This is a genomic window from Streptomyces sp. HNM0645, assembly GCF_030056615.1.
Classification (GTDB): domain Bacteria; phylum Actinomycetota; class Actinomycetes; order Streptomycetales; family Streptomycetaceae; genus Streptomyces; species Streptomyces marianii.
The window spans coordinates 19282-45112 of record NZ_JASHLT010000050.1; the positions used below are offsets into that span (position 1 = coordinate 19282).

Annotated in this window: 17 protein-coding genes; 5 read left to right on the forward strand and 12 right to left on the reverse strand. The window is 74.0% G+C overall.

Annotated features, from left to right (window positions below):
* The first annotated feature begins 287 nt into the window (after positions 1 to 287).
* Positions 288 to 1289, forward strand: a complete 1002-nt coding sequence (locus tag QMZ92_RS28840; RefSeq protein ID WP_502962159.1) for a LuxR C-terminal-related transcriptional regulator — start codon at positions 288 to 290, stop codon at positions 1287 to 1289.
* A 437-nt stretch (positions 1290 to 1726) separates the two neighbouring features.
* On the opposite strand, the gene QMZ92_RS28850 is transcribed toward QMZ92_RS28840, so the two are convergent.
* Complete coding sequence (locus tag QMZ92_RS28850) at positions 1727 to 2959, reverse strand: amidohydrolase (protein ID WP_283300455.1); 1233 nt, start codon at positions 2957 to 2959, stop codon at positions 1727 to 1729.
* A 236-nt stretch (positions 2960 to 3195) separates the two neighbouring features.
* Between QMZ92_RS28850 and QMZ92_RS28855 the strand changes: the two genes are divergently transcribed.
* A complete protein-coding gene (locus QMZ92_RS28855; RefSeq protein WP_017948544.1) occupies positions 3196 to 3372 on the forward strand; it encodes a thiazolylpeptide-type bacteriocin in 177 nt (58 codons plus the stop codon).
* A gap of 191 nt (positions 3373 to 3563) precedes the next feature.
* Here QMZ92_RS28855 and QMZ92_RS28860 read toward each other — a convergent pair whose 3' ends face one another.
* The 11 genes from QMZ92_RS28860 to QMZ92_RS28910 form a co-directional block, all read right to left on the reverse strand.
* Positions 3564 to 5528, reverse strand: a complete 1965-nt coding sequence (locus tag QMZ92_RS28860; protein ID WP_283300456.1) for a TOMM precursor leader peptide-binding protein — start codon at positions 5526 to 5528, stop codon at positions 3564 to 3566.
* Entirely contained in the window at positions 5525 to 6277 is a 753-nt protein-coding gene (locus QMZ92_RS28865) for an ABC transporter permease (protein ID WP_283300457.1), read from the reverse strand. The genes QMZ92_RS28860 and QMZ92_RS28865 overlap by 4 nt, the downstream gene beginning before the upstream one ends.
* An 85-nt stretch (positions 6278 to 6362) precedes the next feature.
* A complete protein-coding gene (locus QMZ92_RS28870; protein ID WP_283300458.1) occupies positions 6363 to 7292 on the reverse strand; it encodes an ABC transporter ATP-binding protein in 930 nt (309 codons plus the stop codon).
* Positions 7293 to 7333: 41 nt separating this feature from the next.
* Positions 7334 to 8527 (reverse strand): M50 family metallopeptidase, encoded by a 1194-nt coding sequence (locus tag QMZ92_RS28875; RefSeq protein WP_283300459.1) that lies wholly within the window; start codon positions 8525 to 8527, stop codon positions 7334 to 7336.
* Positions 8524 to 9771: a lantibiotic dehydratase C-terminal domain-containing protein gene (locus QMZ92_RS28880; protein WP_502962160.1), complete on the reverse strand. Its 1248-nt coding sequence runs from the start codon at positions 9769 to 9771 to the stop codon at positions 8524 to 8526. The genes QMZ92_RS28875 and QMZ92_RS28880 overlap by 4 nt, the downstream gene beginning before the upstream one ends.
* Positions 9768 to 12653, reverse strand: coding sequence for a lantibiotic dehydratase (locus QMZ92_RS28885; RefSeq protein ID WP_283300460.1), 2886 nt, complete (start codon positions 12651 to 12653; stop codon positions 9768 to 9770). Before QMZ92_RS28885 ends, QMZ92_RS28880 begins: the two co-directional genes overlap by 4 nt.
* 3 nt (positions 12654 to 12656) lie before the next feature.
* Entirely contained in the window at positions 12657 to 14351 is a 1695-nt protein-coding gene (locus QMZ92_RS28890) for a nitroreductase family protein (RefSeq protein WP_283300461.1), read from the reverse strand.
* A gap of 46 nt (positions 14352 to 14397) precedes the next feature.
* Entirely contained in the window at positions 14398 to 16605 is a 2208-nt protein-coding gene (locus tag QMZ92_RS28895; protein WP_283300462.1) for a TOMM precursor leader peptide-binding protein, read from the reverse strand.
* A complete protein-coding gene (locus QMZ92_RS28900; RefSeq protein ID WP_502962161.1) occupies positions 16595 to 18901 on the reverse strand; it encodes a TOMM precursor leader peptide-binding protein in 2307 nt (768 codons plus the stop codon). The genes QMZ92_RS28895 and QMZ92_RS28900 overlap by 11 nt, the downstream gene beginning before the upstream one ends.
* A 169-nt stretch (positions 18902 to 19070) precedes the next feature.
* Complete coding sequence (locus tag QMZ92_RS28905) at positions 19071 to 21317, reverse strand: AfsR/SARP family transcriptional regulator (RefSeq protein WP_283300464.1); 2247 nt, start codon at positions 21315 to 21317, stop codon at positions 19071 to 19073.
* A gap of 14 nt (positions 21318 to 21331) precedes the next feature.
* Positions 21332 to 21661, reverse strand: coding sequence for a hypothetical protein (locus tag QMZ92_RS28910; protein ID WP_283300465.1), 330 nt, complete (start codon positions 21659 to 21661; stop codon positions 21332 to 21334).
* 380 nt (positions 21662 to 22041) lie between these two features.
* Here QMZ92_RS28910 and QMZ92_RS28915 point away from each other — a divergent pair, with 380 nt between their 5' ends.
* The 3 genes from QMZ92_RS28915 (at position 22042) to QMZ92_RS28925 (ending at position 25573) form a co-directional block, all read left to right on the forward strand.
* Complete coding sequence (locus tag QMZ92_RS28915; protein ID WP_283300466.1) at positions 22042 to 22422, forward strand: BBE domain-containing protein; 381 nt, start codon at positions 22042 to 22044, stop codon at positions 22420 to 22422.
* 182 nt (positions 22423 to 22604) lie between these two features.
* Complete coding sequence (locus tag QMZ92_RS28920; RefSeq protein ID WP_283300468.1) at positions 22605 to 23606, forward strand: helix-turn-helix domain-containing protein; 1002 nt, start codon at positions 22605 to 22607, stop codon at positions 23604 to 23606.
* A gap of 761 nt (positions 23607 to 24367) precedes the next feature.
* The gene (locus QMZ92_RS28925) at positions 24368 to 25573 is read left to right on the forward strand and encodes a cysteine desulfurase-like protein (RefSeq protein WP_283300470.1); all 1206 of its coding nucleotides are present in this window, start codon (positions 24368 to 24370) and stop codon (positions 25571 to 25573) included.
* The last annotated feature ends 258 nt before the right edge of the window (positions 25574 to 25831 follow it).

A 25831-nucleotide genomic window follows, 5' to 3' on the forward strand; every position in this document is an offset into this window, starting at 1 on the left:
GGCCCGACTCCCCGCCCTTCATGCCTCACGCACCCGAGTACGAGTCCGGGCGCGGGAAGTCGGGAGCGTCGTCCGGCTGCCCGCACGGCGCGGCACCCGTACCGGCGCACCGGTGGGAACCACCGGCCGCGTCCGGAGCCGAGGCGTCCGGTCAAGTCACCCGTGCGGCGGGAAGAACGGGTGCGGGACGAGGACGGCCGGATGCCTGGTATGCGGGATAACCTTCGGTGGTACGAAGCCGGGGGCCATCCCTTCCCGGCCGACCGAACTCATACACCGAGGGCGAGTTGCGTGAGAACGAGATGGCCGTGTTCGGCGTGTCCGCCGCGGAGGAAGAGCTCTACCGGCACTTTCTGCGCAACCCCGATACCACGATCGAGGACCTGCACGCGCTCGCGCACAAGGACGGGCCGAGCCGGGGGCAGAACCCGGAGCAGTGCCTGGAGCGGCTGCGCCGGCTCGGTCTGATCCACCCCACGGGAGCCGACGGCCGTATCACTCCCGCGGACCCCGAGGTCGCCGTGGCCAGGCTCACGGACGCCCGACTGCACGCGCTGCACCAGGAGTTGCAGCGGGTGACACAGGCCCGGCACGTCATCCAGGGTCTGCGGGCCGAGCAGGGCGAGTGGATGGCGCCGCAGGGCATCGAGCAGTTGCACGGTCTGGACGACATCCGCAACCGCATCGAGGACCTCGCGTTCTTCGCCCGGGACGAGATCCTGTCGGTCGAGCCGTACACCAAACTGTCGGCCGAGAACATCGCCCGGTCGAGGCCACTCGACACGCGCTGTCTGCGCAGAGGGGTGCGCATTCGGAACGTCGTACTCCGAGCCGCGCTCGACAATCCGCCGACCGCGGGCTATCTGCGGGAACTGGTCGCGGAAGGCGCGATGATCAGGGTGGCGGAGAACATAAACGAGCGGATCCTCGTGTACGACGGCCATACGGCGCTGGTGCCCGTCGATCCGCGCAACACGGCTCGGGGTGCGCTGCTGGCCCGGAGCAACGGGTTGGTGGCGAACATCATCGCCCTGTTCGAGAAGATCTGGTCCCAGGCCGAGCAACTGACCGCCGCTGCCGGGCCGGAGGACGCCGGGGAGCGGTTGACCGGTACCGAACGGCGGGTGCTGCTGTCGATGTGCTCGGCGGGCAAGGACGAGGTGGGGGCGCGGGAGCTGGGCGTGTCGGTGCGGACGTATCGGCGCCATGTCGCGGACATCATGCAGAAGCTGAGTGCGGTGAACCGGGCCCACGCGGCGCTGCTCGCGAGGGAGCGCGGCTGGGTGTGACCGCGGAACGCGGCCGGGCGCCTTCGGACCGGCCGACTCCCCCCGGGTCCGGTCGGTGGCGAGGCCCGGCTGCCGGTTCCGTCCGGTCCGGTCCGTCGGCGGGGGTCCAGTTGCGGAGGTCCGGTCCGGGCCCGTTCGGACCGGTCCGTCGCGCCCGTTTCGCCGTCGTGCCCCGGCCCTGTGGTTCAGTCCCGGTCGCAAGACCAGCCGCGCAGCCCCGAGTCCGCCGGGGCCCGGCTGACGGCGCCGCTGACCGCGCGGATCGGTGGCCGTGTCGAGGGCGATCCGCAGCCGGATGCGGTCGGCACGGACCTCTGGCAGGCGCGTCCAGGCCCCCGGCAGGAGGCCCAGCAGCCGGATGACGGTGGTCTCGCCCGCGGGCGTGGAGCGGTCGTCGCGCACGGTGACGACGTCCACGCAGTCCGGCCGGGCGGGGCTCATCGCCGTAGGCCCTCCTGCCCGTCAGGACTGCCGAGCAGACTGCGTGCGGCGGAGGCCATCGCGGTGATGCCGACCGGGAGGGCCGTGCGTACGTCGGGGGCGAACGTGTCCGCGTGGTTGGCCGGCACCGGTTCGCCGCCGTCCCTCGCGGCGCGCCACTGCCGGGCGCCGGTGGCGCCGAGCATCCAGTAGGCGACGGGTACTCCGCCCGCGGCGTAGTGGGGGAAGTCCTCGGTGGCGGTCGAGCCCGGCCAGTCGCTCACCCGGTGCGCCCCGAAGACCTCCTCGTGGGCGCGGCGCACCCGGTGCGCCGTGTCCGCGTGGGCCACGAGCACGGGCGACGCGGCCGTGACCGTGATCTCCGGTTCCCGGTCGCATCCGGAGGCGGCGCACTCTGCGCGTACGACGCGCTGGACGGCGTCGGTCACCCTGGTCAGGGAGGCGTCGCTGAACGCCCTGACGGAGACGGACAGCCGGGCTTCGGAGGGGATCACATTGGCCCGGTCCCCGGCGTGGAGGGAGCCGACGGTGAGCACGACCCGCTCGCCTGGTGCGGTCTCGCGGGACACCACCGTCTGCAGCCGTACGACGACGGACGCGGCGGTCACCACCGGGTCGACCGCGAGGTGCGGGGTGCCCGCGTGTCCGCCGCGGCCGTGGACGACCACGTCGAGGGTGGCGCCGGCGGACATCAGCGGGCCCCGCCCGTGGGCCACCGACCCGGCGGGCAGCGGTGCGCAGTGCTGGGCGAGCACCGCGTCGGGGATACCGAAGCGGTCGTAGAGGCCGTCGTCGAGCATCGCCCTGGCTCCGGCGAGGGTCTCCTCCGCGGGCTGTCCGACGAGTACCAGCGTGCCCCGCCAGGAGCCGCGGTCGGCGCCGAGGAGCGCGGCGGCACCGGCGACCGACGCGGTGTGCAGGTCGTGTCCGCAGGCGTGCATGACGCCGGGAACGGTGCTGGCGTACCTCAGGCCGGTGCGCTCCCGTACCGGCAGCGCGTCCAGTTCGGCGCGGACCGCCACCGTGGGGCCGGGGCCGTTGCGGAGGACGCCGACGACTCCGTGCCCGCCGACGCCACGGGTGACCTCGCAGCCGTGTCGTTCGAGCCGGGCGGCTAGGGCCCCGGCGGTGCGGGCCTCCGCGCCCGACAGCTCCGGATGGGCGTGCAGATCGACGTAGAGAGCGGTGGCGTCCCTCAGGACGTCAAGCGGGACCTCTGGTGCGGTCATCGGATCTCCTTGCCCTTCCGTGCGTTGTCCCTCCGTGCGGCGGTGAGGACCGGAAGGCGGCTCCCCCGCCGGCGTCCCCGCCCCGCACGCCAGATGTCCGGCGTTCCGCTGACACGGGGTGTCAGCGAAGTGTCAGTGACAGCCGAGGCGTGGTGAAAGGGCGTTCGGCTGCAATGGGCCGTACGAGGGACACCGCCGGAACCGCCGGCCTGACCCGCACACCGAGGGAGACCCCCATGACCCCGAAGCCCGAACTCGCCACGCTCGCCGACGAGATCCTGGAGCTGGAGTCCGAGACCTTCGAGATCTCGGACTACTCGGACGCCGCCGAGGTCGTCCTGGCCGGTTCGACGTCGTGTTCCTCCACGTCGACCTGCTCCAGCACCACCAGCACCACGTCCTGCAGCGCCTGACCCCAGGAGCGCCGGCCGTCCGCGGACGGACCACGGCCTCCCGCCCGGCGGGGCACCTCCGCCGGGCGGGAGGCCGCTCGCGTGCGGGGGGACCTGCGCGGCGGGCGGGCCTTGCCCGTACCTCTCGCCCGCCGCCGTCCCCGCACCCGGGAGGTCCCGTTCCCGGCCGTGCCGCAGTGGGTGACGGGCCGTCATGGAAACGGATGGGGAACGGCCTTGACCTCGGTCGCGGGCAGTACGTCCGGGCGCCGCCCGGCGTCACGCAGCCCCGTCCGCAGCCGCGGCATCAGCAGGGCCCGCTGCCGGGACCAGCCGAAGTCGAGCGGCAGGATGCCCGGGACGACCATGGCGACGGTGTTCAGCCCCATCCGGCGCTGCTCCGGTGTCGTCTGGTCCACGACGACGACGTCATGGCCGGCGTCGGTGATCCGCCGGACGAGGAAGCGCACGTCGTCACGGAGGTCGTCGGTCCGCGGCCGCACCGAGGCCGTCCAGTCGCGGAACGCCGCCTCGAGCGGCAGGAGGCCCGAAGGCTCCAGGAACTCCCTTGCGTGGGATGCCATTTCGGGCAGGCCGAACAGCTGGGCGTGGTCCTTGAGGTGGAGCACCTTGGTGTAGTCACGGGCCATTTGGAGCAGTTCGCCGCGACGCTCGGCCACCTGGTGCGGCAGGTGCGGGATGTACGTCAGCACCTCGGAGAGGGCGGATTCCACGGTCTCCTCGGGGTCGAACCCGGCCGCCGCCCCGAAGGACAGGGTCCCGGGACCGCCGTCGCGGCGGACGGCCAGCGCGGTGACCACGGGTACGGCGAGGTCCATGGTGGTGTCGTAGGCGTGGACGTCGTAGCCGTGCAGCGCCGCCCGGTCGATCATGGCCCGGACCGCGGTGCGCCGGCAGGTGCTGAGGTCGATCGCGGTGAGCCGGGCGCGCCCGTACCAGGCCAGCAGGAAGGCGTCCCGTTCGACGAGCTCCAGCAGGGCGAAGAGGATCGCCTCCTCCGGACTGCCGCCGGTCGCACAGCCGTTGGAGCACTCGAAGACGAAGTTGTCGGCGTCCACTCCGGCGCTGTAGTGGGCGAGGCGTGCGGGGACGAGCACCGGCCGGTCGTCGCGCAGCGAATGCCCCCAGACCCAGGGGATCTCCCGGGCCGGGTCGAAGGGGCTGACGAGCGGGTCGCTCGCATAGGTCTCGGGGGCGTAGAGGCCGCGGGCCGCGGGATCGAGGGCTGGGGTGCCCTCGGCGACCAGGGCGTCGTACGAGGCCGTCACGGGGGTGGTGCCGCGGCGGCGGTGGGTGCCCGCGTAGCGTTCCAGGCCCTCCAGGTGCGCCAGTGTGCGGCTGGCGGCGTAGCTGTTGGCCTGGCCGCTCCAGGTGACGTCGTTGAGACCGGCGTAGCCGCGGACGAAGTTGGTGCCGGCGACGGGTGCGGTGGTGGTCGAGGCGGGGTTGATCCAGGTGCGGGCGCCGAGTGCGCCGCAGACGGGGTTGGCGAGCGCCTGTTCGGGGAGCTCGTACGAGGAGGCGGAGCGCAACCGGTAGCGGCCGGGGTCCGGTTTGGCGGCGGACCGCAGCGTGGTCCGGGCGCCGTCCGCGGTCTCGGGGACCGTCGTGACGCAGGACGGGCACAGGGGTTCGGGCAGGAGGGGGAAGGTCACGGTCGCGAGGGTGCCGAGGTCGACGCGGGTCACCTGGCACAGGGCGCGGTCGGCCGGGGCCGTGGCCGGCGGGGTGAGGCGTCCGCCGAGGGCCGCCCGGTAGACGGCCCACACCGCGTCGACGGCGTAGGGGGTGAGCAGCGGCCAGGCGGTGGCTCCGTGCGGCGGTCGGCCACGTTCGAGTGCCTCGCGTTCGGAGCGGCTGCGCAGTCGCTGCCAGCGCATGGCGAGACACTGGCCGCACGCCGGTCCCCGCTCGCCGCCCCACGGCCCGATCAGGGCGGCGCGCGCGGTCAGCTGGACGTTCGCCCGGGGGCGCGTGGCCGCGTACGGGTCGGGGGCTCCCGTACCGAGGACGTCGGCGGCACCGAGCGGCACGACGAGCGGTGCGGGGAGGCCGGTGTCGCCGAGCGCCGCGCGGTGAGCGGCGAGCGCGTCCTGAAGGTGCCCGGTGGCCCGTCCCAGCGGTGGCGCGGCGGGGGCCGCGGCGGTGGTCGTCATGCCTTGTCGCTCCAGCGGAACGTCCTGACGGCGACGGCGCCGAGCACCACGGCGAAACCGGCCAGCACACCGCAGTCGAGGAGGATGCCGCCTGTGCTGCCGCCCGTGAGCGCGCCGGAGACACCGTCGTTGAGGTAGCGCAGGGGCAGCGCCCGGGAGAGGCTCTGCATCCAGTCCGGCATCATGTCCAGCGGGAGGAAGGAACCGGACAGGAACGCCATCGGGATCATCAGGCAGTTGGCGACGGCGGCGACGGCCTCGGGGGTCTTGGCGTAGGAGCCGACGATCACTCCCAGCATCAGGAAGGCCGTGATGCCGAGGACGAGCACGGGCAGCACCAGCGGCCAGCTGCCGGAGACGCCCAGCCCGAAGAACGGCAGCATGGCCACGGCGACGAACAGCACGGCCTGGACGACTCCGACGGCGACCGCCAGCACGTAGCGGGAGGCGATCACCGCGGAGACGGGCGTCGGTGTCATCCGGATGAGGCGCAGGATGTCGTCGCGGCGCCACTGCATCAGAACGAACGCGACCCCGAAGACGGCGGCGTTGCCGACGCCCCAGGCGAGCACGCCGGGGGCGATGTGGTCGATGTACGGGCGGCCGCTCTGCTCGACGTCCTGACCGCTGAAGATCAGGCCGAAGACGACGAGGAACAGCAGGGGGAAGGCGAAGGTGAAGAAGAGCGTGGTCCGGTCCCGGGTGTAGGCCCGGTATCCGGCCGTGGTCAGCGCGGCGTAGGCGCTCATGGCGAAGGTCTCCGTGGTTCGTGGCCGGCGGTCAGCGCCGGCGGGAGGCGATGGCCCGGAGGGGGCTCGGGGTGTGCGGGCGGGGCTACGCTCCGGGGTCGGCCGCGCCGGTCAGCTGGAGGTAGACCTCCTCCAGCCCGGCGGTGCGCGTACGGACGCCCCGGAGTCCGGCGAGGGCGTCGACGGCAGCGAGTACGCTCCCTGCGTCGAGCGTCTCCAGGACCACCGAGTCGCCTTCGAGGGCGGCCCGTTCGACCCCGGGGATGCCCCGGGCGGTCTCCAGGTCCAGCCGTTCGGCGGGAACGAGCAGCCGGGTGGTGGGGCTGCCCTGCTCGATCAACCGGCCGGGGCTGTCCAGAGCGGCGACGCGGCCGTCGACGAGGATCGCCACCCGGTCGCACAACTCCTCGGCCTCGTCGAGGTGATGGGTGGTGTAGATGATGGTGCGGCCGGCGCCCTTGAGGTCGCGCAGCACCTGCCACAGGGCCCTGCGGGCCTGCGGGTCGAGTGCCGCGGTCGGCTCGTCGAGGAAGATCAGCTCGGGTTGGTGGACGAGGGCGGAGGCGATCGCGAGCCGCTGCCGCTGCCCGCCGGAGAGGTCGTCGACGCGGGTGCCGCCCTGCTCGGTGAGTCCGACGGAGGCCAGCGCGCGCTCGGCGGCGGCGTCGTCCCTGCGGTACAGGGCGGCCACGGTGCGCAGATGTTCCCGGGCGGTGAGCCGGACGAAGAACGCGGAGGACTGGGTCTGCACACCGACGCGTGTGAGGAGTGCCGGGTTCCTCGGCCAGGGGCTGTGGCCGAGGACGGCGACGGTGCCCGAGTCGGCGCGGCGCTGGCCCTCCATGATCTCCACGAGGGTGGTCTTTCCCGCGCCGTTGGGCCCGAGCAGTCCGAAGAACTCACCCCGTGGGACGGTCAGGGACACGCCGTCGACGGCCTGCACGGAGCCGTAGCGCTTGTGCACTGCGTCCAGGACGACGGCCGGGCCGTCCTGCGGGCCGGCGGTGGGGGGCATGGAACTCTCCTTCGATGGAAGCGGATCGCGGCCGGGGGCCGTCATGGCGCGTTGGTGAGGTAGTGGTGGGCAACGGCCGAAGCGGCGGCCGCGAGCAGGACGAGGGTGAGTGCGACGGCCGCGGCGTAGACGGCGTAGGCGCGGCGGGCGCGCCGCGGGTAGCGCGCGGCGGCCGGGGAGCGCCGGAGCAGGAGCCCCAGGTACGCGGACGTGGAGGCGGCGAGCCCGGTGGCGCCCAGGAGTTGGGCGGCGATCCTGTACCCGTCGAGGGGAGGCAGCGGAAGGAGCATCGTGAACGCCTGGACGCTGCCCAGCAGGAGGAGGGCACCGACCGCCTGCCGGGTGGTGTGGTCGAGGGGGGCAAGCGCCCAGACGGCGAAGAACGGCAGGAGGAACAGCAGGTTCACCGCGGCGCCCGCGCCGGCGGTGGCGATTCTGCCCCTCCGGCGGGGCAGATGGAGGAAGTCGTCCACGGTGCAGTACATGATGGCCACCGGGAGGCGCCAGCGCAGCCCTATCTCGGACACCCGTCCGCCGTGGTGATGCGCGAGCACTCCGTGGGCGAGTTCGTGCAGCGCGGTGCTGAGCCACAGCAGGGTGGCGACCGCGAGGAGGAGCGCCGGGGCGGTGAACAGGGCGGCGGTGCCGTCGAGCAGTTCACCGAGGCGCAGCAGCAGGGTGGCCTCCATGAGGACGGTCAGTGCCAGTAGCGGCAGCAGCACTGCCGGTGTGAGCAGGTACCGGGTGAGGCGGTGCAGCCGGGCGGCGGTCGCGTCCGCGTCGGCGACGAGGCGGACGCTGCCGCGCAGCGGCCATCGGCCAGCGGGCGGTTCCGCGCCGGGAGCGGTCGCGGCGGCGGCTGGGGCCGGTGACCCGGCGACCGAGGCGGCTGCGGATCCGGTACCGGGAGCGGGATCCCCCGGCGCGTCGGGGGAGCCGGGGCGGCGCGCGAGGAGATCGCGCGTGCCGAGCAGCGACAGCAGGGAACGCCAGTGGGAGTCGCCCAGACGCCGCCCGAACCGTCCGGCGTAGTCGGCCCCGATCTCCTCCAGGGTGCGGGTGCCGTCCATCCGGGAGATCAGGAAGTGCTCCCGGGGACCGACCTTGAAGGACTGCCCGCTCCCGGTGTTCTTGATCAGGTGGACGAGGTCCGGTCCGTGGAGCAGCGGCTCGCTGAGGAGCACCCCGGCACGCAGTGCGGGACGGTAGCGCGCCGGGAGGGAGGGGACGGTCACGGCGTCTCCCCCGTCGCGGGCTCACGCAGGGCGCGGCTGAGGACGTGCGCGAGGTACGCCTCGTCCCTGATGGTGACGTGCAGCCGGTTGTTGGTCATGTGCATGTACGGAGACAGGAGCAGCGGGAGCGCGGCCGCCGGGTCGGTGACCCGCTCGTCGCGTGCGCCGTCCCAGGAGCGGAACACCAGGTCGCCGTCGACGGCCAGCTTCTCCGCACGGGCGCGCAGTTCGGCGCAGTGCTCCGCCCAGCCGGCCAGGAACGACGGCAGCCTGCCCGACGCACCGTCGCGGGTGGCGGAACGCACGCGGGCGAAGTGCGCCGTGAGCGAGGGGGCCATGGCGGCGTAGTTGCGGTCGTACTCCGCGCTGCCGATGAACCCCGTGCCCGGGAAGGCCCGGTGCCAGAAGCTGTAGTAGCTGTCCAGGTACCCGGCGAGTTCGGCGTCCCCGTGGAGGAAGGTGCCGGACATGACCATCATCAGCTGCGCGGAGGTGCCGAGCAGCACCGTGCGCAGATGCAGGTTCTTGGTACGGAAGGCGTCGACGACGAGATCGCTGGAGTGCCGGAAGTGCCATTCGGCGAGGGCGACTCCGGCGGGGCCGCCGTACTTGCCGTACTCGGGCTCGTACGGTTCCGCGCTGCGGGAGTTGTTCGGACGCAGCCGCATACGCCCCTGGGCGTCGGTGTAGTGACCGCGCTCGGCGCCGGGGAACTCGATGTCGAACAGGGTGTTGTAGAAGTCGTTGAGGAAACCTGAGTCGACCTCGTACAGCGCCGGGCGCTCGGCGAGGAAGGCGTCCACGGCCTCCTCGGTGCGGCGCCGCACCTCTGCCGCGGCCCGCGCCGACGAGGGCTTCAGCCTCAGCCGGACGTGCGGTCCCTCCAGCCAGTAGTTGATGAAGAACCAGCCGGATATCAGCCCGTCGGCCTCCAGCTCCGCCACGAGCGGCCGGATGCACTGGAGGAGCATGGGCCGGGGATTGGCGGCGTAGAAGACGTGGGTGGCCTGCCAGTCGTGGGCCTCGGCGGACGCGGGGGACGGGCGAGCGGCGGCCGCCGGGGCTGCGGCGGCCGCGGAGGCGTCGGCGAAGACCGCGCCCGCCGCGGACACCCGGTCCGGCGCCGGGTCGTACCCCGGGCCCGGCACCGGCGCGGAGGCGGAGCCCGTGGCTGAGGGCTCCCGGGAGCCGGGGACGGGCTGCTCGCTGTCGGAGGGGGGCCGGCCGGCGGCGGTCGTGCTCATCGTCGTCCCTTCGGTCGGGTGGGGACGGCCGCGGTCTCCACGGCCAGTTCGGCGACATGACTACCCCGCGCGGACGACACGTGCAGTCCGCCTTCGTCGGGCAGCATCTCGCGGAGGACCACACGGGCCTCCGACGTCCTGAGCATGCCCTCGAACGCGGCCAGCGACAGCGGGCTGTCGAGGTCGACGTACTGCGGCTTGGCCCCGGTCGCGCCGCGCGCCCCGCCGTCGGTGACGGTGGCGAAGACCCGGTCGGGCAGTCCGTGGGCACGCCGGAACGCGTGCCACCCCAGGAACCACTCCTCCTGCGTCACACCCCCGCCCCGCAACGGAAGGGCGGAGGCGGCGGCGCTCCAGCTGCGCCGGCTGAGCACGACGCCACCGTGCCGCACCCGGGGTCTGCGGGTGACACCTCCGACGGGTTCGCTCTCGGGAACGCCGCCCCACACGTCCAGCGGCGACATGGAGCTGGGCGAGAGCAGCAGCAGGGTGCGGGGCAGCTCCGGCAGGGCGAGCGGTACGAGGTAGCCGAGATACACGGGGACGACCTCGCGCCCGAGCCGGGCGGACCGCAGGACGAGCCGGTCCTCGCCCTCGTCGTGCACCAGATGCAGATCGTCGAGGTGGAGACCGTACGGCCCGGGCGGGCCGGCGCTCTCGCCCGGGCAGACGATCTCGTACTCGGTCAGCCGGCCGTGGAGGTTGAGGTTGCTGGTGACCGGGCCGCCGGTGACCTCGGCCAGCACGGCTCCGTCCGGGCGGAGTTCGCCGGCGCGGTGCAGCAGCCGCTCCTCCAGTCCTTCGAAGCAGTGGGCGAAGCGGCTGAACGGGAACGAGACGCCTCCGTAGGAGCGGTTGAGAACCGCCAGGGGCTCACCGCCGCGCGGGACGGCGAGCTGGACGTGATGGCTCAGCGGCATGAACGGCGGGGTGATCGGCTCGAGTTCACCGGCGACATCGGCGAGCAGTGTCTCCCCGACGACGAGGTCGTCATCGCCCTCGTGGTTCTCCCACAGGGCGCGCATCCCCTCGGCGAACGCCTGCCGGGCGGTGTCGAGCGCCTTGAGCTGGGGCAGCCCCAGCCAGTTCTCCTCCGGGACGTACCGTCCCTCGGCATCGAAGGGGGTGCGCCGGGAGGTGAACGAGATGTACTGGTCGAAGAAGTCCTCGTGGAAGTCGTGGACGAGTTTCAGCAGGTCGTCGCAGCGTCCACCGCGGCCGTGGCGGGCGACGAAGAAACCCTTGAAGGTGATGCGCTGCGGCAGGGTGAGGTCGAAGGCGGGCAGCACGCGCTCGACGGCGCCCAGCGCCCCGGCGACGGACCGCGTCCAGACGTCGAGGGGCAGCCGCACGTCGCGGCCCGCGGCGACGTCCTCGTACAGCACCGTCTGCGGCACCCTGCCGTGCGCGGCGCCCAGTTCCGTCTGCACGGTCCGCAGGTCCTCCCTCAGCCCGTCGAGCAGTTCGCGGCGCTCGCGCGGTGCCGCGGCGGCGAAACGGTCCAGGCGGGTCAGCGGTGTGGCGAGACGTCCGGCGAGTTCGGAGGCCCAGTCGCTGCCGAGAGCGCGGAGCGATTCCTGGAAGGCCCGCAGCGGATCGGTGTCGTGGACGCCGGTGCGCAGCCCCGGGACCTGGACCATGCCGATGTCGAGAAGGCCGGTCAGGTACTGCTCCGCCTCGGCGGCGGTGGCGCCGCGGTCGGCGGCCAGCCAGGCGGCGAGTTCGCCGTGGCGGAGGCTGCCGCGGTCCTCGAGCAGCGCGATGAGCCGCTCCAGGGTGCCGCTGCGGCGCAGGAAGAACAGCCGGTCCTGGACGGCGTCGAAGGTGACGGCGGTGTCCTCCTCACCGGAGGTGGTCCAGCGACGGACATAGCGCACCCGGTCACCGACGCGGCCCCAGCCGGGCGCGAGGGCCAGCGGCAGATCCGCGCGCCGGACGGGGTCACCGGTGACCACCTCGGCGAGCCGGCCGAGAGCGGCCACGTTGAGCCGGGCACGGCCGGTCCACTCGTCGTCGACACGGACGGCCAGTGCGTCGTGGGCGCCGGGGAACGGGCCGCCGTCGCCGCGAAGGCCGGAAGCGGCGTCCACTCGCGGGGCCGGACGGTCAGCGGGGGACGCGTCCTCGCCGGAGCGCGGGGCCGTGACCTCGCCGGAACGCCGCGCAGGTTCCCCGCCGCAACCCGGGACCGGATCCTCGCCACCCACCGGAATCCCGACCGGTCCCGTCCCGGCCGCCGTGAACTCCCCCGGCACCACCCCGGTGAACGTGCTGAACGGGCTCGTCTTGCACGCGGTGCGGTACAGGTACGCCAGCAGGGAGCGCTCGATCTTGCGGTCCCGCTTCGCCGGCGCGCGGTCCGGATCGGCGGCCAGCCGCCGCTGCCAGCCGTCGAGTTGCGCGTCCAGTGTGGGGGACGCCAGCAGCAGACCGCCGCGCAGTCGCGGCTCCCCCGCCAACCGCCCGAGGGCTGCCCGGGCGCGGCCCGTCTCCCGGGCGAGCAGAGCGGCGCCCTCGGCCCTGCGGCCGTCGAGAGCCCGGCGGTCGGTGAGCCAGCGTTCCAGCATCCGCGCGGTGGCCGGGTCGTGTGCACGGACCTGCGTGAGCGCGACGTCCGCGTCCCTGGGCAGCCGGTTGTTGAACACCGCACGGCGCACGGCGAGCAGCAGGCGCCGGGACGACTCGTCCTCGTTGTGGCCGATCAGCCCGTGCAGCAGACCGCCGAGACGCGTCCCCTCGACGGCCAGCCGCTCGGTCTCGGTGAGCACGTCGTCGGCCCAGCGGCGGCTCTCCGGGCAGCGGAGCCGGCGCACGCTGTCGACGGACAGCCCGGCGACGCGGAGCATGAACGGCATCGAGGTCTCCACCCTTCCGGTGCTCATCGGTCAGGCGATCTCGTGACGGAAGTCGGCCGGGCCGGGCCGTTCGTTGCCGAGCATCATGATCAGCAGGGGTGCCTCTCCGGTGCGCTCGAGGTCGAGTTCCTCGATGTACGAGATGTTGTCGAAGCCGAGCGCGACGCCGCAGCCGACACCGAGGGCGGAGGCGGCGGTGTAGACGCTCTGTGAGACCGCGCCGACCACCGCGTTGGCGATGCGGTAGCCGCGGTCGCCGACGGCGTCGAGCACGGCACGCGTGCGGACGGTCGGCACCAGGACCGCGCCGGTCTGCTCCAGGTTGTAGTTGGCCAGGAAGTAGTTCTTCTGCAGGAAGGTGCCGGGAGGCCCGGCCTTCAGCAGCCGCAGGGTGTGTGCGGCCGCGTCGTAGGAATAGGCGCCGGGGGCGATTCCCTCGGTGTGGCCGACGAAGGCGTACAGGCCGACGATCGGGGTGGTACCGGTGCCGGTGTCACCGCCGAGGGACGCGCCGGCGGCAGCGGCGGCCAGGCAGGACGCCAGGAGTTCGGCGCTCAGGGGCCTCCCGGCGTCGAAACGGCCGAAGCTGCTGCGGCGGTCGCGCAGCGCGGTGCGCACATCGGCGTCCAGCGGCAGTGGCGCGGGCAGCGGGACCGCCAGCAGCCCGGAGTCGGGGACGGGCGCGGCCGCGGGGGCGAGCGCCCCGGCCGCCGGACGCCGGGCGGCATGCGCCTCCGTGGCTTCCTGCATCCTCGTCACGGCGTCGAAGGCGAGGACGGTGCGCGAGCGTTCGAGGTCGCGGCGGCGGACGGCGGCCGCGGCCGCCGGCGGCGCGGGCCTGGCCCCCGCGCCCCGCCAGCGCAGCGGTACGACGGCGAACACTCCCTCCTCCTCCGTGCGAATCCCCAGCAGCCTGGCGAGCCGCTGCTCGTCGAACCACATCAGCGGCTCGACGGAGAGTCCCTGCGCCCTGGCCCAGATCCGCCATGTCTGCACCACGGTGCCGACGTCCATCGTGACGGCGTGGAAGGAGAAGGAGTTGTACTTGAAGGCGTTCTGCCAGTACTTGACGCCGAGGACGAGGAACTGGTCGGTTTCGGCGGCCCGTTCGGCGGCGGACGCCGGTTCACCGGTCGCGGCGGGCCCGCCGGAAACGGCGGACGACGCGGACCCGGCGAACTCGCCCGGCTCTGCCGGCTCCCCCGACGCCGTGGGCTCCGGTTCGCCGGCTGCCTCGCGCACCTCACCGGAGACATCGCCGGTGAGGAGGCGCTGCATGGCGTGGTGACGAGTGGCGTAGTAGTGCACACCGGGCGGCAGGGGGCCGCTCGGCCCGGACACCCAGTAGATGCTGACGGGGTAGAGCCCGCCGCCGGACGCGGTACCGCGGGACCAGTTGGCGAGCGGGTGGAACGGCAGCGCGCCGAGGTCGGTGTTGGCCTGGACGCCGAGCCGGCGCCCCGTGAGACCGTAGGAGTCCCGCAGCATGCCGGACAGGGTCGGCAGGTCGAAGGCCCGCTCGGGGCCGTCGTGGGCCGGGGCCAGGCCGCGGCCGACCGTCGCTCCGGACGGCACTGTGTGGCCGGGCAGCGGCACGGTGTCGGCGCCCGGATAGAACTTGGTCTTCCGCGGGCCGTCCGCCCAGTCCGGGACGAAGTCCGCCGGCGGCATGGGGACCCTGCCCCTCCGCATGATGGCGGCGGCGTAGTCATGGGCGTACCCCATGGTGTGCCCTGCTTTCTTGGTCGTGGGGGTGCCGGGCCGGGCCCGGTCAGGGGAAGGGATGCGGCGCGGGGTTGAGGTCGGCGGGGGTGAGATCGTGTGCCCGCAGGCCGGCTTCCCGCAGGGCCGTGCGCAGCCGGGGCATGCCGAGGGCACGCTGCCGACTCCAGCCGAAGTCGATGGGCAGCAGGCCGGGTACGAGGACGCTGACGGTGCGCAGTCCGAGTCGGCGCTGCTCGGGCATCGTCTGGTCCACGACGACCACGTCGAACCCGGCTCCGGTGACCGCGTCGAGGCAGCGGACGAGGTCGTCGCGCAGATCGTCGGAGACGGGCGGCACCTGGCCGTGACCGTACAGCTCGTCCATCGGGACCCGGGGCGGACGGGGTTCACCGGGCTCACCGAGGAGGAAGTGGGCGTGGCGTCCCATCTCCGGGATGCCGTAGGCGAGCGGGTGGTCGTGGAGCGCCGCGACCCGGTCGAAGTCCTCGGCCATGGCACGCAGCCGCTGCTCGTCGCGTTCGGTGCGGCCCTGGAGGTTGACGGCGTCGGTGGCGATCTCGCACAGCGCTCCTGCGAGCGCGGCCTCGGGATCGAGCCCGGCGCCCGCGCCGAAGCACATCCGGCCCGGTCCGCCGTCGTGGCGCACGGCGACGCCGGTGACGACGGGCACGGGGAAGGAGATGCGGGTGTCGAAGAACCGGGCCTCGTACCCGTACATCTCCAGCCGCTCCACCATGTGGCGGGTGGCGGGGCGGGCGCTGGTGCGGGGATCGAGTTCCGGGAGGCGCGCCTGCCCGTACCAGGTGAGGAGGAAGGCGTCCCGTTCGACGACCTCCATGAGCCCGAAGTAGACGGCCTCCTCCAGACAGCCGCCGGAGGCGCAGCCGTTGGAGCTCTCCTGGACGAACCGGTTCTCCAGGCCGGGAGCGTGGTAGTACGTCAGTACCTCCGGCACCAGGACGGGGCGTTCGTCGCGCAGCGACCAGCCCCACACCCAGGGGATCTCGCGGTCGGGGGTGAACGGTCTGACCCTCGGGTTGGCCCGGTGGAAGTCCTCGGAGTAGAGCCCGCACACGCGCGGGTCGACGGTGTGGGCACCGCGGGCCCGCAGCCCGTGGAGCGAACCCGTCACGCGGGCGCGCTTGGCACGCGGGCGCATCCCGGCACAGCGCTCCAGACCTTCCAGTACGCCGATGCGGACGCTGTGGCCGAAGCTGTCGGCGTGTCCGCCCCAGAACGTCTCGCGGAGGTACTCGCCGGACCGCATGGAGAAGCAGCCGATGGTGGCTGAGGTGGACGTGGACGACACGTCGTGGACGACGGACGGCCCGAGCGCGCCGCACAGCGGGTTGGCGAACGGCTCGACGGTCAGGCCGTAGTCGCCGATGTCACGGACCCGGAAGCTGCCCGGCCGGACCTTGGGCGCGGGAAGCAGGGTGAGGGCTGCGGCCTCCGGGGTGTCCTCTTCCGGCACCGCACAGCGTGGGCACTCCGGGTCGGGCACCAGCGGATAGTGACGCACCGTCAGGTTCCGTAGGTCCACGAGGTGCACGGGCGGGAAGATGCCGCTACGGGGGCCGGTACCGGCTACGAGGCCCGCGACCAGGGCGGCGAGCGCGTCCGCTGCGAACGGCGTGACGTACGGGAGTCGGCCCGCGGCCCGGGTGCCGGAGCCCAGTTCCAGCGCCTCCCGCAGGGCCACCGACCGCACGGCCTGCCAGCGCCGCTCCAGGCAGTGTGCGCAGGGGCGGCCGGACTCCCCGTCGCGGCCGGGTGCGAGAGGCCCGACGGCGGCGTGGTGACCGTAGATCCGGACGGGCACGGGGGGTTCGGTTTCGGCGGCGCGGAGGTCGCCCGGCCCGGCCACGGCACCGGGGGTGCCGGCCCCGGCCACCGCCCGCGGGCCCTCCGGTCCGGCCGGCGTCCGCACGGCGTCCCGCCCGGCCGCGTCGGCCACGGCCGGGGCGAAGGCGTCGCGCACGCCCAGGGCGGCGATGTCGAGCCGGGGACGGATACCGTGCCGGGCGAGCGCGGGGCCCAGGAGGCACACCAGTTCCTCGCAGGACCGGTCGCGGGCCGTGGCCGGGGCCGGGGACTCCGGCGCAGCGGTCGTGGGCGCGGACGCCGTCGCGGCAGTCGCGGACGCGGTCGTGGTCGTGGTCGGAGGCGGGGCGGCCGGGGACTCCGGCGCAGCGGTCGCGGTGGGTGTGAGCGTCTTCACGGCGGGCGCGGGCGGGTTCGTGTCAGCGGGCATCGGTGCCGTTTCCCCCGCCGCCCCGAGTGAGCAGGACACGCGCGGTGGCGATGCCTCCGGTGGGCAGATCGCACGGGGTGGTCGGGACGTACAGCGCGTCCCGGCCGCTCGCACGCAGCCGGTCGAGGACGGTGTCGAACGTCGTACCGGGGGCGTCGGCCGGTACGGCCGCGGCCGTGGCGGTGAGGGTGCCCGCGGCCAGTTCGGGGACGAGCGGATCGCCGGTGTCGACCGCGTACCCGGAGTCGTCGGCGGTCAACTGGACCGAGCCCAGCAGATCCCGCAGGGCGGCGCAGCACGCCTCCCTGCGGGAGAGACCGGCGGCGACGGCCCAGCGCGCGGCCGGTCCGCCGGCCTCGCGGGCGAGCACGGCGGCGCCGCCGGTGCGTGCGTCCTCGCCGAGGTCGAGCAGGTGCGCCTCGATTCCCAGATTGACCGCGGACTTGAGCAGGAAGACGAGTTCGGGATCGTCGTCGGGTGTCACCGTCGCGGTCCGGGCCGTCCCGCGGAGGGCGCACAGCAGGGCGTCGTGGGCGACGGCCGACAGAAGTCCGCTTCCCGCCGCCTCTCCGTCGGTGCCGCCGGAGCCCGCTCCGGCGGAGGTCGCCAGGACGATCCTCTCGCGGTTGTACGGGCCGAACGGCCGTACGGCGGCGGCCGGCACCTTCACGCGCTCCCCGGTGAGCAGCGACGTGGCCGGAACCCAGGCGGCGACCTCGGACGCCGTTGCGCTGCCGGCCCCGGTGGTGAGTGCGGCCGGTGCCACGGCGGGCAGGTCCGCACCGGCGCCGGCCAGGAGCCGTACCGGAACGACGTGTTCGACGTAGGTCTCGGCCGCCAGGCGCAGCGCCCGCGTCCGGGCCCCGGCGAGATGGTGCACGTCGAAGGCGGCGATCGTGCGGCGTTCTCCCGGCGCGAGGGCCAGTTCGAGACGTGCGGCCTTGAGCGGGGTCTGGGTGAGCGACTCGTCGTCGAAGCGGGCGAAGACCCCGGTGAAGGCACCCACGAGGGCGGTGCTGGTGCGGTTGAGCGCGTCGACGGTGTCCTCGGCGTCACGCGCGGTCTCCACGCTCGCGGTGGTGGGGACGGCGAGCGCGCCGGGCAGCCCGTGCGTCGTCTCCGGCCTGCCGCCGGGCAGGGGGTCGGGCGCGCTCTCCCCGGCGGTCCGGGTGCCGGACCGTGCCCGCCCGGGGCCGCACAGCGAGCAGCGGGGGTGGGGCAGCAGCGGCTCGGCGACGACGTCGAGGGACTGCAGGTTCTGGAGCAGCACCTGCCGGTCCGTCTCGGCCGGCAGGGCTCCGGTGGCGATGCGGAAGACCTCGTAGGCGAGCAGATTCCCCGTCATGGCGGCGACGGGTCCGCCGAGCGGCCCCTCCCCGGCGGGGCGGCCGGGTTCGGCCGCGGCGCCCGCCACCTCGCTCCAGAGCGCGGCGGCCGCGCCGGCGTCGTGGTTGGCCCCGAGCCTCAGCAGGGCGCAGGACCAGCACCCGGTGGAACCTGCGGTGGCGAGCGGGCCGGTGACGGCCAGTTCGCCGAACGTCCACACGGGGATGAGGGTCTTGCCCTCGGGTACGCCGGCGGCCAACAGCCGGTGGACGCGCCGCGCGGCACCCGCCCCGGTGACCACGACCGTGTCGTAGTCGGCGAGTTCCGGCCACTCGGGTTCGGCGGGGAGCAGGTCGGTGCGCACGGGACAGCCGTCGGCGGCGGCTTCCGCCGCTTCTGCGGCCACCTCGGGGAAGTCCGCGGCGAGGGCGATCCCGGCGCAGCCGTTGCGGACCAGGCTCAGGGCGCACCAGCGGGCGACCTCGTCGTCGCCGAGCACTGCGACGGCGGTGTCCCGGAAGCGGCGGAAGCGCTCGGGGGCACGGTCGGTGTAGTGGTCGACGTAGGCGATCTGGGTGGCGTAGCGGCGTGCGGCCGCCTCGCCCGGCCCGCTTCCCGGGTCGTCGTCGGTGAGTGGTACGTCCCGTGCGAAGTCGCGCTCGTAGAGGGTCCGGACCAGCTCGGCCGCCATCCCGCGCTGCGGGGCGCCGAATCCCGAGCAGAGTTCTGCGAGGCTGTGGTCCCCGGTGAGGTGGGGCACCATCAGCGACGCGAACCGGTAGGCGGTACGGCCGGTCAGGTGGAAGCCTCCGTCGGCGTTGTGGAAGAGGACGCCGCCCGGAGTCTCGGTGAACAGCACGTCGCGGCGGATCCGGGGCCGTGTGGCGGCGAGCGCGTCGAACGGTGTCCGGCCCGCGCGGGACTTCTCGGGAACGCAGGCGCCCGCGTCGGCCCCCGTTCCGTCGGACACCCCGGCGCCGTCCGGCGTTCCCGCGCCGCCGGCTGAGCCTGGTCCCCCGGCCGGATCCGCTCCACCCGGTGATCCCGTCGGTTCCACGTTCGCCACCGGGGATGCCCCCTTCTTCGTGGAGCCGGCTTCTCTTGCGTCGTCTGCTTCGATGACGTCGGTGGGCATGGCGTCACACCTTCTGTGTGGGACGGACGGAGGGCGAGTCGTCGCCGCGCGCGTAGAGGCGCAGGAGGTCGTGCATGCGGTACGGGCCTGGCGGCCCCTCTTCGAGCAGTCCGGCGTCCGCCAGCCGTTCGAGGAGGTCCTCGGTCTCGCGCAGGGGCAGACCGAGCAGGGCGGCGCCGTCGCAGGCGTGGAGTCCGCCGGTCGTGTGCGCGCCGATGCGCAGGAAGGCGCGGGCGGCCTCCGCGTCGAGCCGGCCGAGCGCCGCGCCGAGCACCTGACGGAGGGACATGTGCGGCGAGCCGGGCAGGGAGAGCCGGGCCAGCGGATCTCCGGACAGCCACTCCGCGCAGTCGGCGAGCCCCAGCGCCGGACGGGTGAGCAGACGTGCCGTGACGATCCTGAGGGCGAGCGGATGGTGACAGCAGGCGTCGGCCAGGGCGCGGGCGGCATCGGGTTCCGCGCCCACCCGTTCGCCGCCGAGTACGGTCCTCAGCAGGTCGTACGACTCGTCCTCCGCGAGCGGGCCGAGGCGCTGGACCCAGCCGCCGTGCGCGGCGATCAGCCCGGCGAGTCCGCGTCTGCTGGTGACGAGGGCGGCGGCGTCGGGGCGCGCGTGCAGCAGGGGCAGCACCTGGTCGCCGTCGAACACGTCGTCGAGGACGAGCAGGATCCGGCCACGGGCGTGCGGCTCTCCCACCGCGGCCGTGACCTCCGCCGTCACCTCGCGTGCGGTGAGCGGCACGCCGTCGGGGCGGACCATTCGGACGAGGTACCGGCCGCCGGGAAACCGGTTCTCCACGAGGTGGGCCACCCGCCGGGCGAGCGCGGTCTTCCCGATCCCGGGTGCCCCGGACACCACGACGGCCGCCGCCTCATGTCCCTCCCGCCCGGTGAGGCGACCGCTGAGGGCCGCGGTCTCGGAGGCTCGGCCCGTGAACGCCGGAACGGGTGGCACGGGCACGACGAGCAGCGCGTCGTCACCGCACAGCGCGTGGGCGGGGGACGCGCTCCGGGAGGACGGTGGTGAAAGCGGCCGGGCGTCCCCGTCGCCCGGCACCGGACGCCTCACGGCCGGGGTACCGGGGGGCGCGGACGTCCCCGCCGGCACGGACGCCGGAGCCGCCGCCCCGGCGGCGGGCGCCCCGCTGCCGCCGGCGTTACCGGGCACGGGGCGGCCGGCGGATCCGTCGGGGTCAGCCGCGGAAAGCGCCCGCGCGGTCGCCGACGGGCCCGACCCGTCGTCGCCGCCCGGAGCGTCACCGGGCCGCCCCACGGGCGGGACGGCGACGGGGCGCGGCATCACCGGGGCAGGGCGCCGTGAGGCGTCTCCCGGAGCGTCCGCGGTGTCCGGCACCGGAGCGGTGCCGAACACCGCGCCCCGGCCCGGCTCCGCCGGCGGGGGCGGGACCGCCACCGCGGACGGAGAGGGTGGCACGGCCTGCCGCCCGGCCGCGACCGGGAGCGACGGCCGCGACGGGACCGCCGCCGCGAGAGCGGGAACGGCGCGCCCGAGGTCGTCACCGCGCAGGATGGCCAGTTCCAGTTCCCGCAGCGCCGGCGACGGGTCGACGCCCAGTTCGGACCGGAGGTACGCCTTCACCCTCCGGTACTCCGCCAGCGCCTCCGTCTGCCTGCCGCTCCGGTACAGCGCCTCGATCAGCTGCTCGCGGAAGCGCTCGTGGCCCGGATGGGCACGTGTGGCACCCCACAGGGCGACCAGTGCCTCACCGCAGCGTCCCAGGGAGAGTTGCAGGTCGCAGACCCTCTCGACGGTCCGCAGCCGCTCCTCCGCGAGCCTCGGAACCTCGTCCCGACGCAGCACGTCCGAGCGCACGTTCGCGAGCAGCGGCCCCTGCCACAGCGACAGCGCGTCCTCCAGGGTGTGCAGTTCACTTCCCGGGTCGTGGGCGTACGCGGCAGCCAGACCCACCCGCTCCCGGAAGCCGATCAGGTCGAGGGATTCCGGCCCCGCGCAGATGCGGTACCCGCCGGGTACGGCCTCGATCGGGGCACCGGTGACACCGTGCTTCACGAACAGCCGCCGCAGCCGCAGCACACACGTCTGCAGTGCCGCTCTGGCCGTCGCGGGCTGCTGCTCGCCCCACATGGTGCGCTGGAGGTACTCGACCGAGACGACGGTGTTGGCGTGCAGGAGCAGGGAGGCGAGGAGGATGGTCGGTTTGGAGGGCGGGAGGACGACGGTGTCGCAACCGTCGGTGATGCTCAGCGGTCCGAGCAGCTGAAACCGCATAGCGGCGCGCCCGCCTAGTCCCAGCCGTTGACGTGTTTGCAGAAGGCGAGGGCTTCCTCCGGGACGGCACCGTGGCAGACCGCGTGCTCGAGGTGGCTGCAGAGGATCTCGGCCACCGGCCGTTCCGCCGGAATGGGGTCTTCCGGCAGATGCGCGAGCCCGGTCCCGCTCCGGACGGCGACGGTGAGACCGGTGGAATCGGTCGTGGTCGTGACGGGGACGCCCGCCGCGGCGGGGACCGGGGCGGCTGCGGCGGCACCGCCGGTCGTGACGAGGGTGACGGTCGCGAGTCCGGCGACGAGGCCGGTCCGCGTGGCCCGGATCGGTCTCTTCGCAAGTGACATCAGGTACACGTGTGCTCCCTGTTGTGGCTTACGGGTGGGGGATGTTCGCCACGTGCGACCTTGCCAGGGCGGGGGCACCTACAACGGCCGGAAGCCTGTCAGCTTGATGCAGGAGCCACGACAGCTTTGTGTCAACGCAGCAGGACGCGCGTAGTTGTGGTATGGCCCGGCCAAATCCGCTGCCGGTGCCGCGCGTTCGCCGAACGGTGGGCGGACCGGAGGGCCGCATGGCCGGATCCGGCGGACCGACCGCCCCGGGCACGCCTGGCCCCGCGGGACGGCCGGATCGCTCCGCCGTTCGCCCGTCCGGTTCCGTGACCGCGCAGGACGGAGGCAACGACCACCGCGGCCGGGGCCCCTTACACAGCCGCTCCGCGCTCGTGCGGCACCTCGACGGCCCCACCACCTCCACCGTGGCCCGGCTGTTCGACGACCGGGACATCGCCCACCTCCGGATCCGCTCGGTCGGCGGTGCCGTCGACGACACCCCGGCCGCGGCCACGGCCTACGCCCACCGGTTCCAGAACTTCTCCCTGAACGCCGTCGTCCGCGAGCCGCGCGACGAGCGGGCCGACTCACTCCGGGACGGCCTCGGCGAGGGCCTGTACCTCAGCTTCGACACCCGCACCGGGCCCCACGTCCTGGGCAGGGCCTTCCCGCCGACCACGCTCCGGCGACTGCGGAACGTCAAAGCGGCGTACGACCCGGAGAACGCCTTCCGCGACAACTTCCCCACCCCACCCGCGGAGCCGGCCTCCTGATCCGGAACGATCGCGGCCGTGCCATCCTCGACCCGGCACGGTGCCCGCGCCGCCTTCCGTGCAGGAGGATCCGGCGGTGGGACGGTGCGAGCGGAGTGGGACGCCGATCCGCGGTGTCGAAGTGTGCGGGGGCAGTGGCAGTGTGATGCCGGCACGACCGGCAAGGGCTGGGGAGGAGCAACATGCTGGAGGCGGTGGGACTGTCGGCCTCGGAGACCGACGTGTACCGCGCGCTCGTCGCCGCCGTCGCGGCGTCGGCCGACGAGGTGTCCACGACGACGGGCCTCGACGCCGGGACCGCCGGGCGGCTGCTCGTCGCGCTGGAGCACAAGGGCCTGGCGCACGGAGTGGAGGGGGTTCCGGGGCGGTTCGCCGCCAACCCGCCCGACCTCGCCCTGCGCCCCCGGATCGAGCGCCACGCCGACGACCTGGACAAGGCGCGTGCCGCGGTGTCCGAACTCATGGAGGCCTACCGGCGGAACGCCTGGATCCGCGACGCGAGCGACGTGGTCGAGCTCATCACCGGGGCCGGCGGGCTGCGCCAGCGGCTGCAGCAGGTCCAGGACAGCGCCCGCGAGGAGCTGCTGTGGTTCTGCAGGGCCCAGTACGTGGCCGTGCCGTCCGGCACGAACCGGGCCGAGTTCGACGCCCTGGCGCGGGGCGTCGGCTACCGGGTCCTGTACGAGCAGGCGTTCTTCGACGACTCCGGGTCCGTTGACAACGTAGTCAGGGCGGTACGGGCAGGCGAAGCGGCACGCGCCGTACCGGCGTTGCCCCTGCGGATGGCGGTCGCCGACCGGTGTGTGGCGATCTGCCCGCTGGCACCGGCCGGTCCGGCGGGCGACCCGCGCGAGGTGACGGCGGCCGTCGTCCGCGGCAGCAGCCTGGTGGAGGCCCTCGTCGCGCTGTTCGAACGGTACTGGGAGATCGGGGCCCCGCTGCGGGTGACCGCGGAGGGGCAGATCGGCGGGCCGGACCTGGAGGCCGACGCCGACGCGCTGACGGCCGACGACCAGCATCTGCTGTCCCTGATGGTCGCCGGCATCACCGACGAGTCGATCGCCGGGCAGCTGGGCATCAGCAGACGCACCGTGCAGCGCCGCATCCAGCACATGATGCACATCGCCGGGGTGGCGACCCGGATGCAGCTCGGCTGGCAGGCCGCGCGCCGCAACTGGATCTGAGCGGAACGGACGGCGGTGGTGCGGACGGCCGACCCGGCCGGCCGCACCACCCCGGGCGGGGCCGTGATGCCCACCCCCACGGAAGGCGATCACGTCACCCACACCGCCCGGATCCCGGGGCGGCCACGGGCCGGACGGCCCGGCCGCCTCCCCGCACCGCACCAGGGCGGGCAGGCGGTCACCGGCCGCGTCCGGGCCCGGCGGTCAGCCCCGGTGCGTGTAGGCCCGCGTCACGGTCTGCCGCACGCTGTTGGCCGCGGCTTCCCGGGCGCTGACCCGCAGTGTTACGTACGCGTCGCCGCGTACGCCGGAGGGGCGCTTCACACCGGGCTCGGAGGCATTGGCCCCCGGTCGCTCAGCGGGGCCCTGCTCCAGGTGCGGCCGTCGTCGTACGACGCCTCGACCTTCATGACCACGCCCTTCGGCGCGGCGACCCCGTCCCGCGCCCGGACCGCGGGCCGGACGGCGTGGGTACGGCCCGGCCCGCCAGCAGGCGGATTCGTCTCATCCGGCGCAAGCCTTCCTCTCGGAGCGAAAGGGTGTTCACGCGCTGGACAGAATCCGGCGAGCGGGGAATGCCTGTCACCGCACTGCCGTGGCAGGGATGCGACATGTCTCAATGTCGACACGGGCACCGGGCGCGTCCCTCGCGTCGCCGGCCCCTATCAGGTCATGACCCAATACCGAAACACTACTGGCACTCCCGGGGGTACGGCGCTAACTTGCCCCGAGCAGCCCCGACGCCACCCCAGGAGCCTCCCGTGACGTACGACGTCAGTGCGATCCGCGCGCAGTTCCCCGCCCTCGCCGCCGGGACCGCGCACTTCGACGGGCCCGGCGGCACCCAGACGCCGCTGCCCGTCATCGAGGCCGTCACGGACGCGCTCTCGCGCCCGCTGTCGAACCGCGGGCGCCTCCTGGCCGGCGAACGCAACGCGGACGGCATCGTCGTCGGGGCCCGCCGGGCCATGGCGGACCTGCTGGGCGCGGCGCCCTCCGGCATCGTCTTCGGCCGCAGCGCCACCCAGCTCGTCTACGACCTCTCCCGCACGCTCGCCACGGAGTGGTCGCCCGGGGACGAGGTCGTCGTCACCCGCCTCGACCACGACTCCAACATCCGTCCCTGGATCCAGGCCGCCGAGCGGGTCGGCGCCACCGTCCGGTGGGCGGACTTCGACCCGGCGACAGGGGAGCTGTCGCCCGACCACATCCGCGCCGCACTGTCCGACCGCACGCGCCTGGTCGCGGTCACCGCGGCCTCCAACCTGATCGGCACCCGCCCGCCGGTCGCGGAGATCTCGCGGCTCGTGCACGACGCCGGGGCACTGCTCCACGTCGACGGCGTGCACCGCACCGCGCACTCCGCGGTCGACGTGGAACGCCTCGGCGCGGACTTCTTCGTCTGCTCCCCGTACAAGTTCCTCGGCCCCCACCACGGGGTCCTCGCCGCTCGCCCCGAACTGCTGGAGACCTTGCGCCCGGACAAGCTCCTCCCGTCCTCGGACACCGTGCCGGAACGCTTCGAGTACGGCACCCTGCCGTACGAACTGCTCGCGGGAACGCGCGCTGCGGTCGACTTCCTGGCCGGCCTGGACACGGACGCGTCGGGAACCCGCCGTGAGCGCCTGACGGCCTCGTTCGCGGCCATCGAGGAGCACGAGGGGGCTCTGCGCGCCCGGCTCGACGGAGGACTGTCCGCCCTCGGCGGGACCACGGTCCACTCCCGCGCGGCCGACCGCACCCCCACCACGCTTCTGACCTTCCCCGGCCGGAGCACGACGGCCGCGTACCGCTTCCTCGCCGAACGCGGCATTCACGCACCGTCCGGTTCCTTCTACGCGGTGGAGGCCTCCCGCCGGCTGGGCCTCGGGGACACGGGCGGCCTCCGCGTCGGCCTGGCACCGTACAGCGACGGAGAGGACGTGGACCGGCTGCTGACGGGGCTGTCGGAGTTCCTGCGCTCATGAGGGAGGGGAACCGGTCGGTGGGGAGCCGGGGAACCCGGACGATGCGTCATACGGTGTGCAGGGCCGGGCACTGACGCATCACTCCCCACCGGGCGTATGCGGATGATCCGGCAACGCGGCGAGGTGCCGCATCCGGCGTCGTGCGCCCGCCTGGCATACGGGACGGCCCTACGCTGGCCGTCCAGGGCACGTTTCGAAAGTCCCGTCAGGTGAGCCGCACCGGGGCGCGACTTCAGCCGAACCCGTTCGCCCGCACCG

Coding starts and splice junctions, on each gene's coding strand:
- QMZ92_RS28850 (WP_283300455.1), bottom strand. CDS start 2,959: ATGACCGCACCAGAGGTCCCGCTTGACGTCCTGAGGGACGCCACCGCT.
- QMZ92_RS28855 (WP_017948544.1), top strand. CDS start 3,196: ATGACCCCGAAGCCCGAACTCGCCACGCTCGCCGACGAGATCCTGGAG.
- QMZ92_RS28860 (WP_283300456.1), bottom strand. CDS start 5,528: ATGACGACCACCGCCGCGGCCCCCGCCGCGCCACCGCTGGGACGGGCC.
- QMZ92_RS28865 (WP_283300457.1), bottom strand. CDS start 6,277: ATGAGCGCCTACGCCGCGCTGACCACGGCCGGATACCGGGCCTACACC.
- QMZ92_RS28870 (WP_283300458.1), bottom strand. CDS start 7,292: ATGCCCCCCACCGCCGGCCCGCAGGACGGCCCGGCCGTCGTCCTGGAC.
- QMZ92_RS28880 (WP_502962160.1), bottom strand. CDS start 9,771: ATGAGCACGACCGCCGCCGGCCGGCCCCCCTCCGACAGCGAGCAGCCC.
- QMZ92_RS28885 (WP_283300460.1), bottom strand. CDS start 12,653: ATGAGCACCGGAAGGGTGGAGACCTCGATGCCGTTCATGCTCCGCGTC.
- QMZ92_RS28890 (WP_283300461.1), bottom strand. CDS start 14,351: ATGGGGTACGCCCATGACTACGCCGCCGCCATCATGCGGAGGGGCAGG.
- QMZ92_RS28895 (WP_283300462.1), bottom strand. CDS start 16,605: ATGCCCGCTGACACGAACCCGCCCGCGCCCGCCGTGAAGACGCTCACA.
- QMZ92_RS28905 (WP_283300464.1), bottom strand. CDS start 21,317: ATGCGGTTTCAGCTGCTCGGACCGCTGAGCATCACCGACGGTTGCGAC.
- QMZ92_RS28910 (WP_283300465.1), bottom strand. CDS start 21,661: ATGTCACTTGCGAAGAGACCGATCCGGGCCACGCGGACCGGCCTCGTC.
- QMZ92_RS28920 (WP_283300468.1), top strand. CDS start 22,605: ATGCTGGAGGCGGTGGGACTGTCGGCCTCGGAGACCGACGTGTACCGC.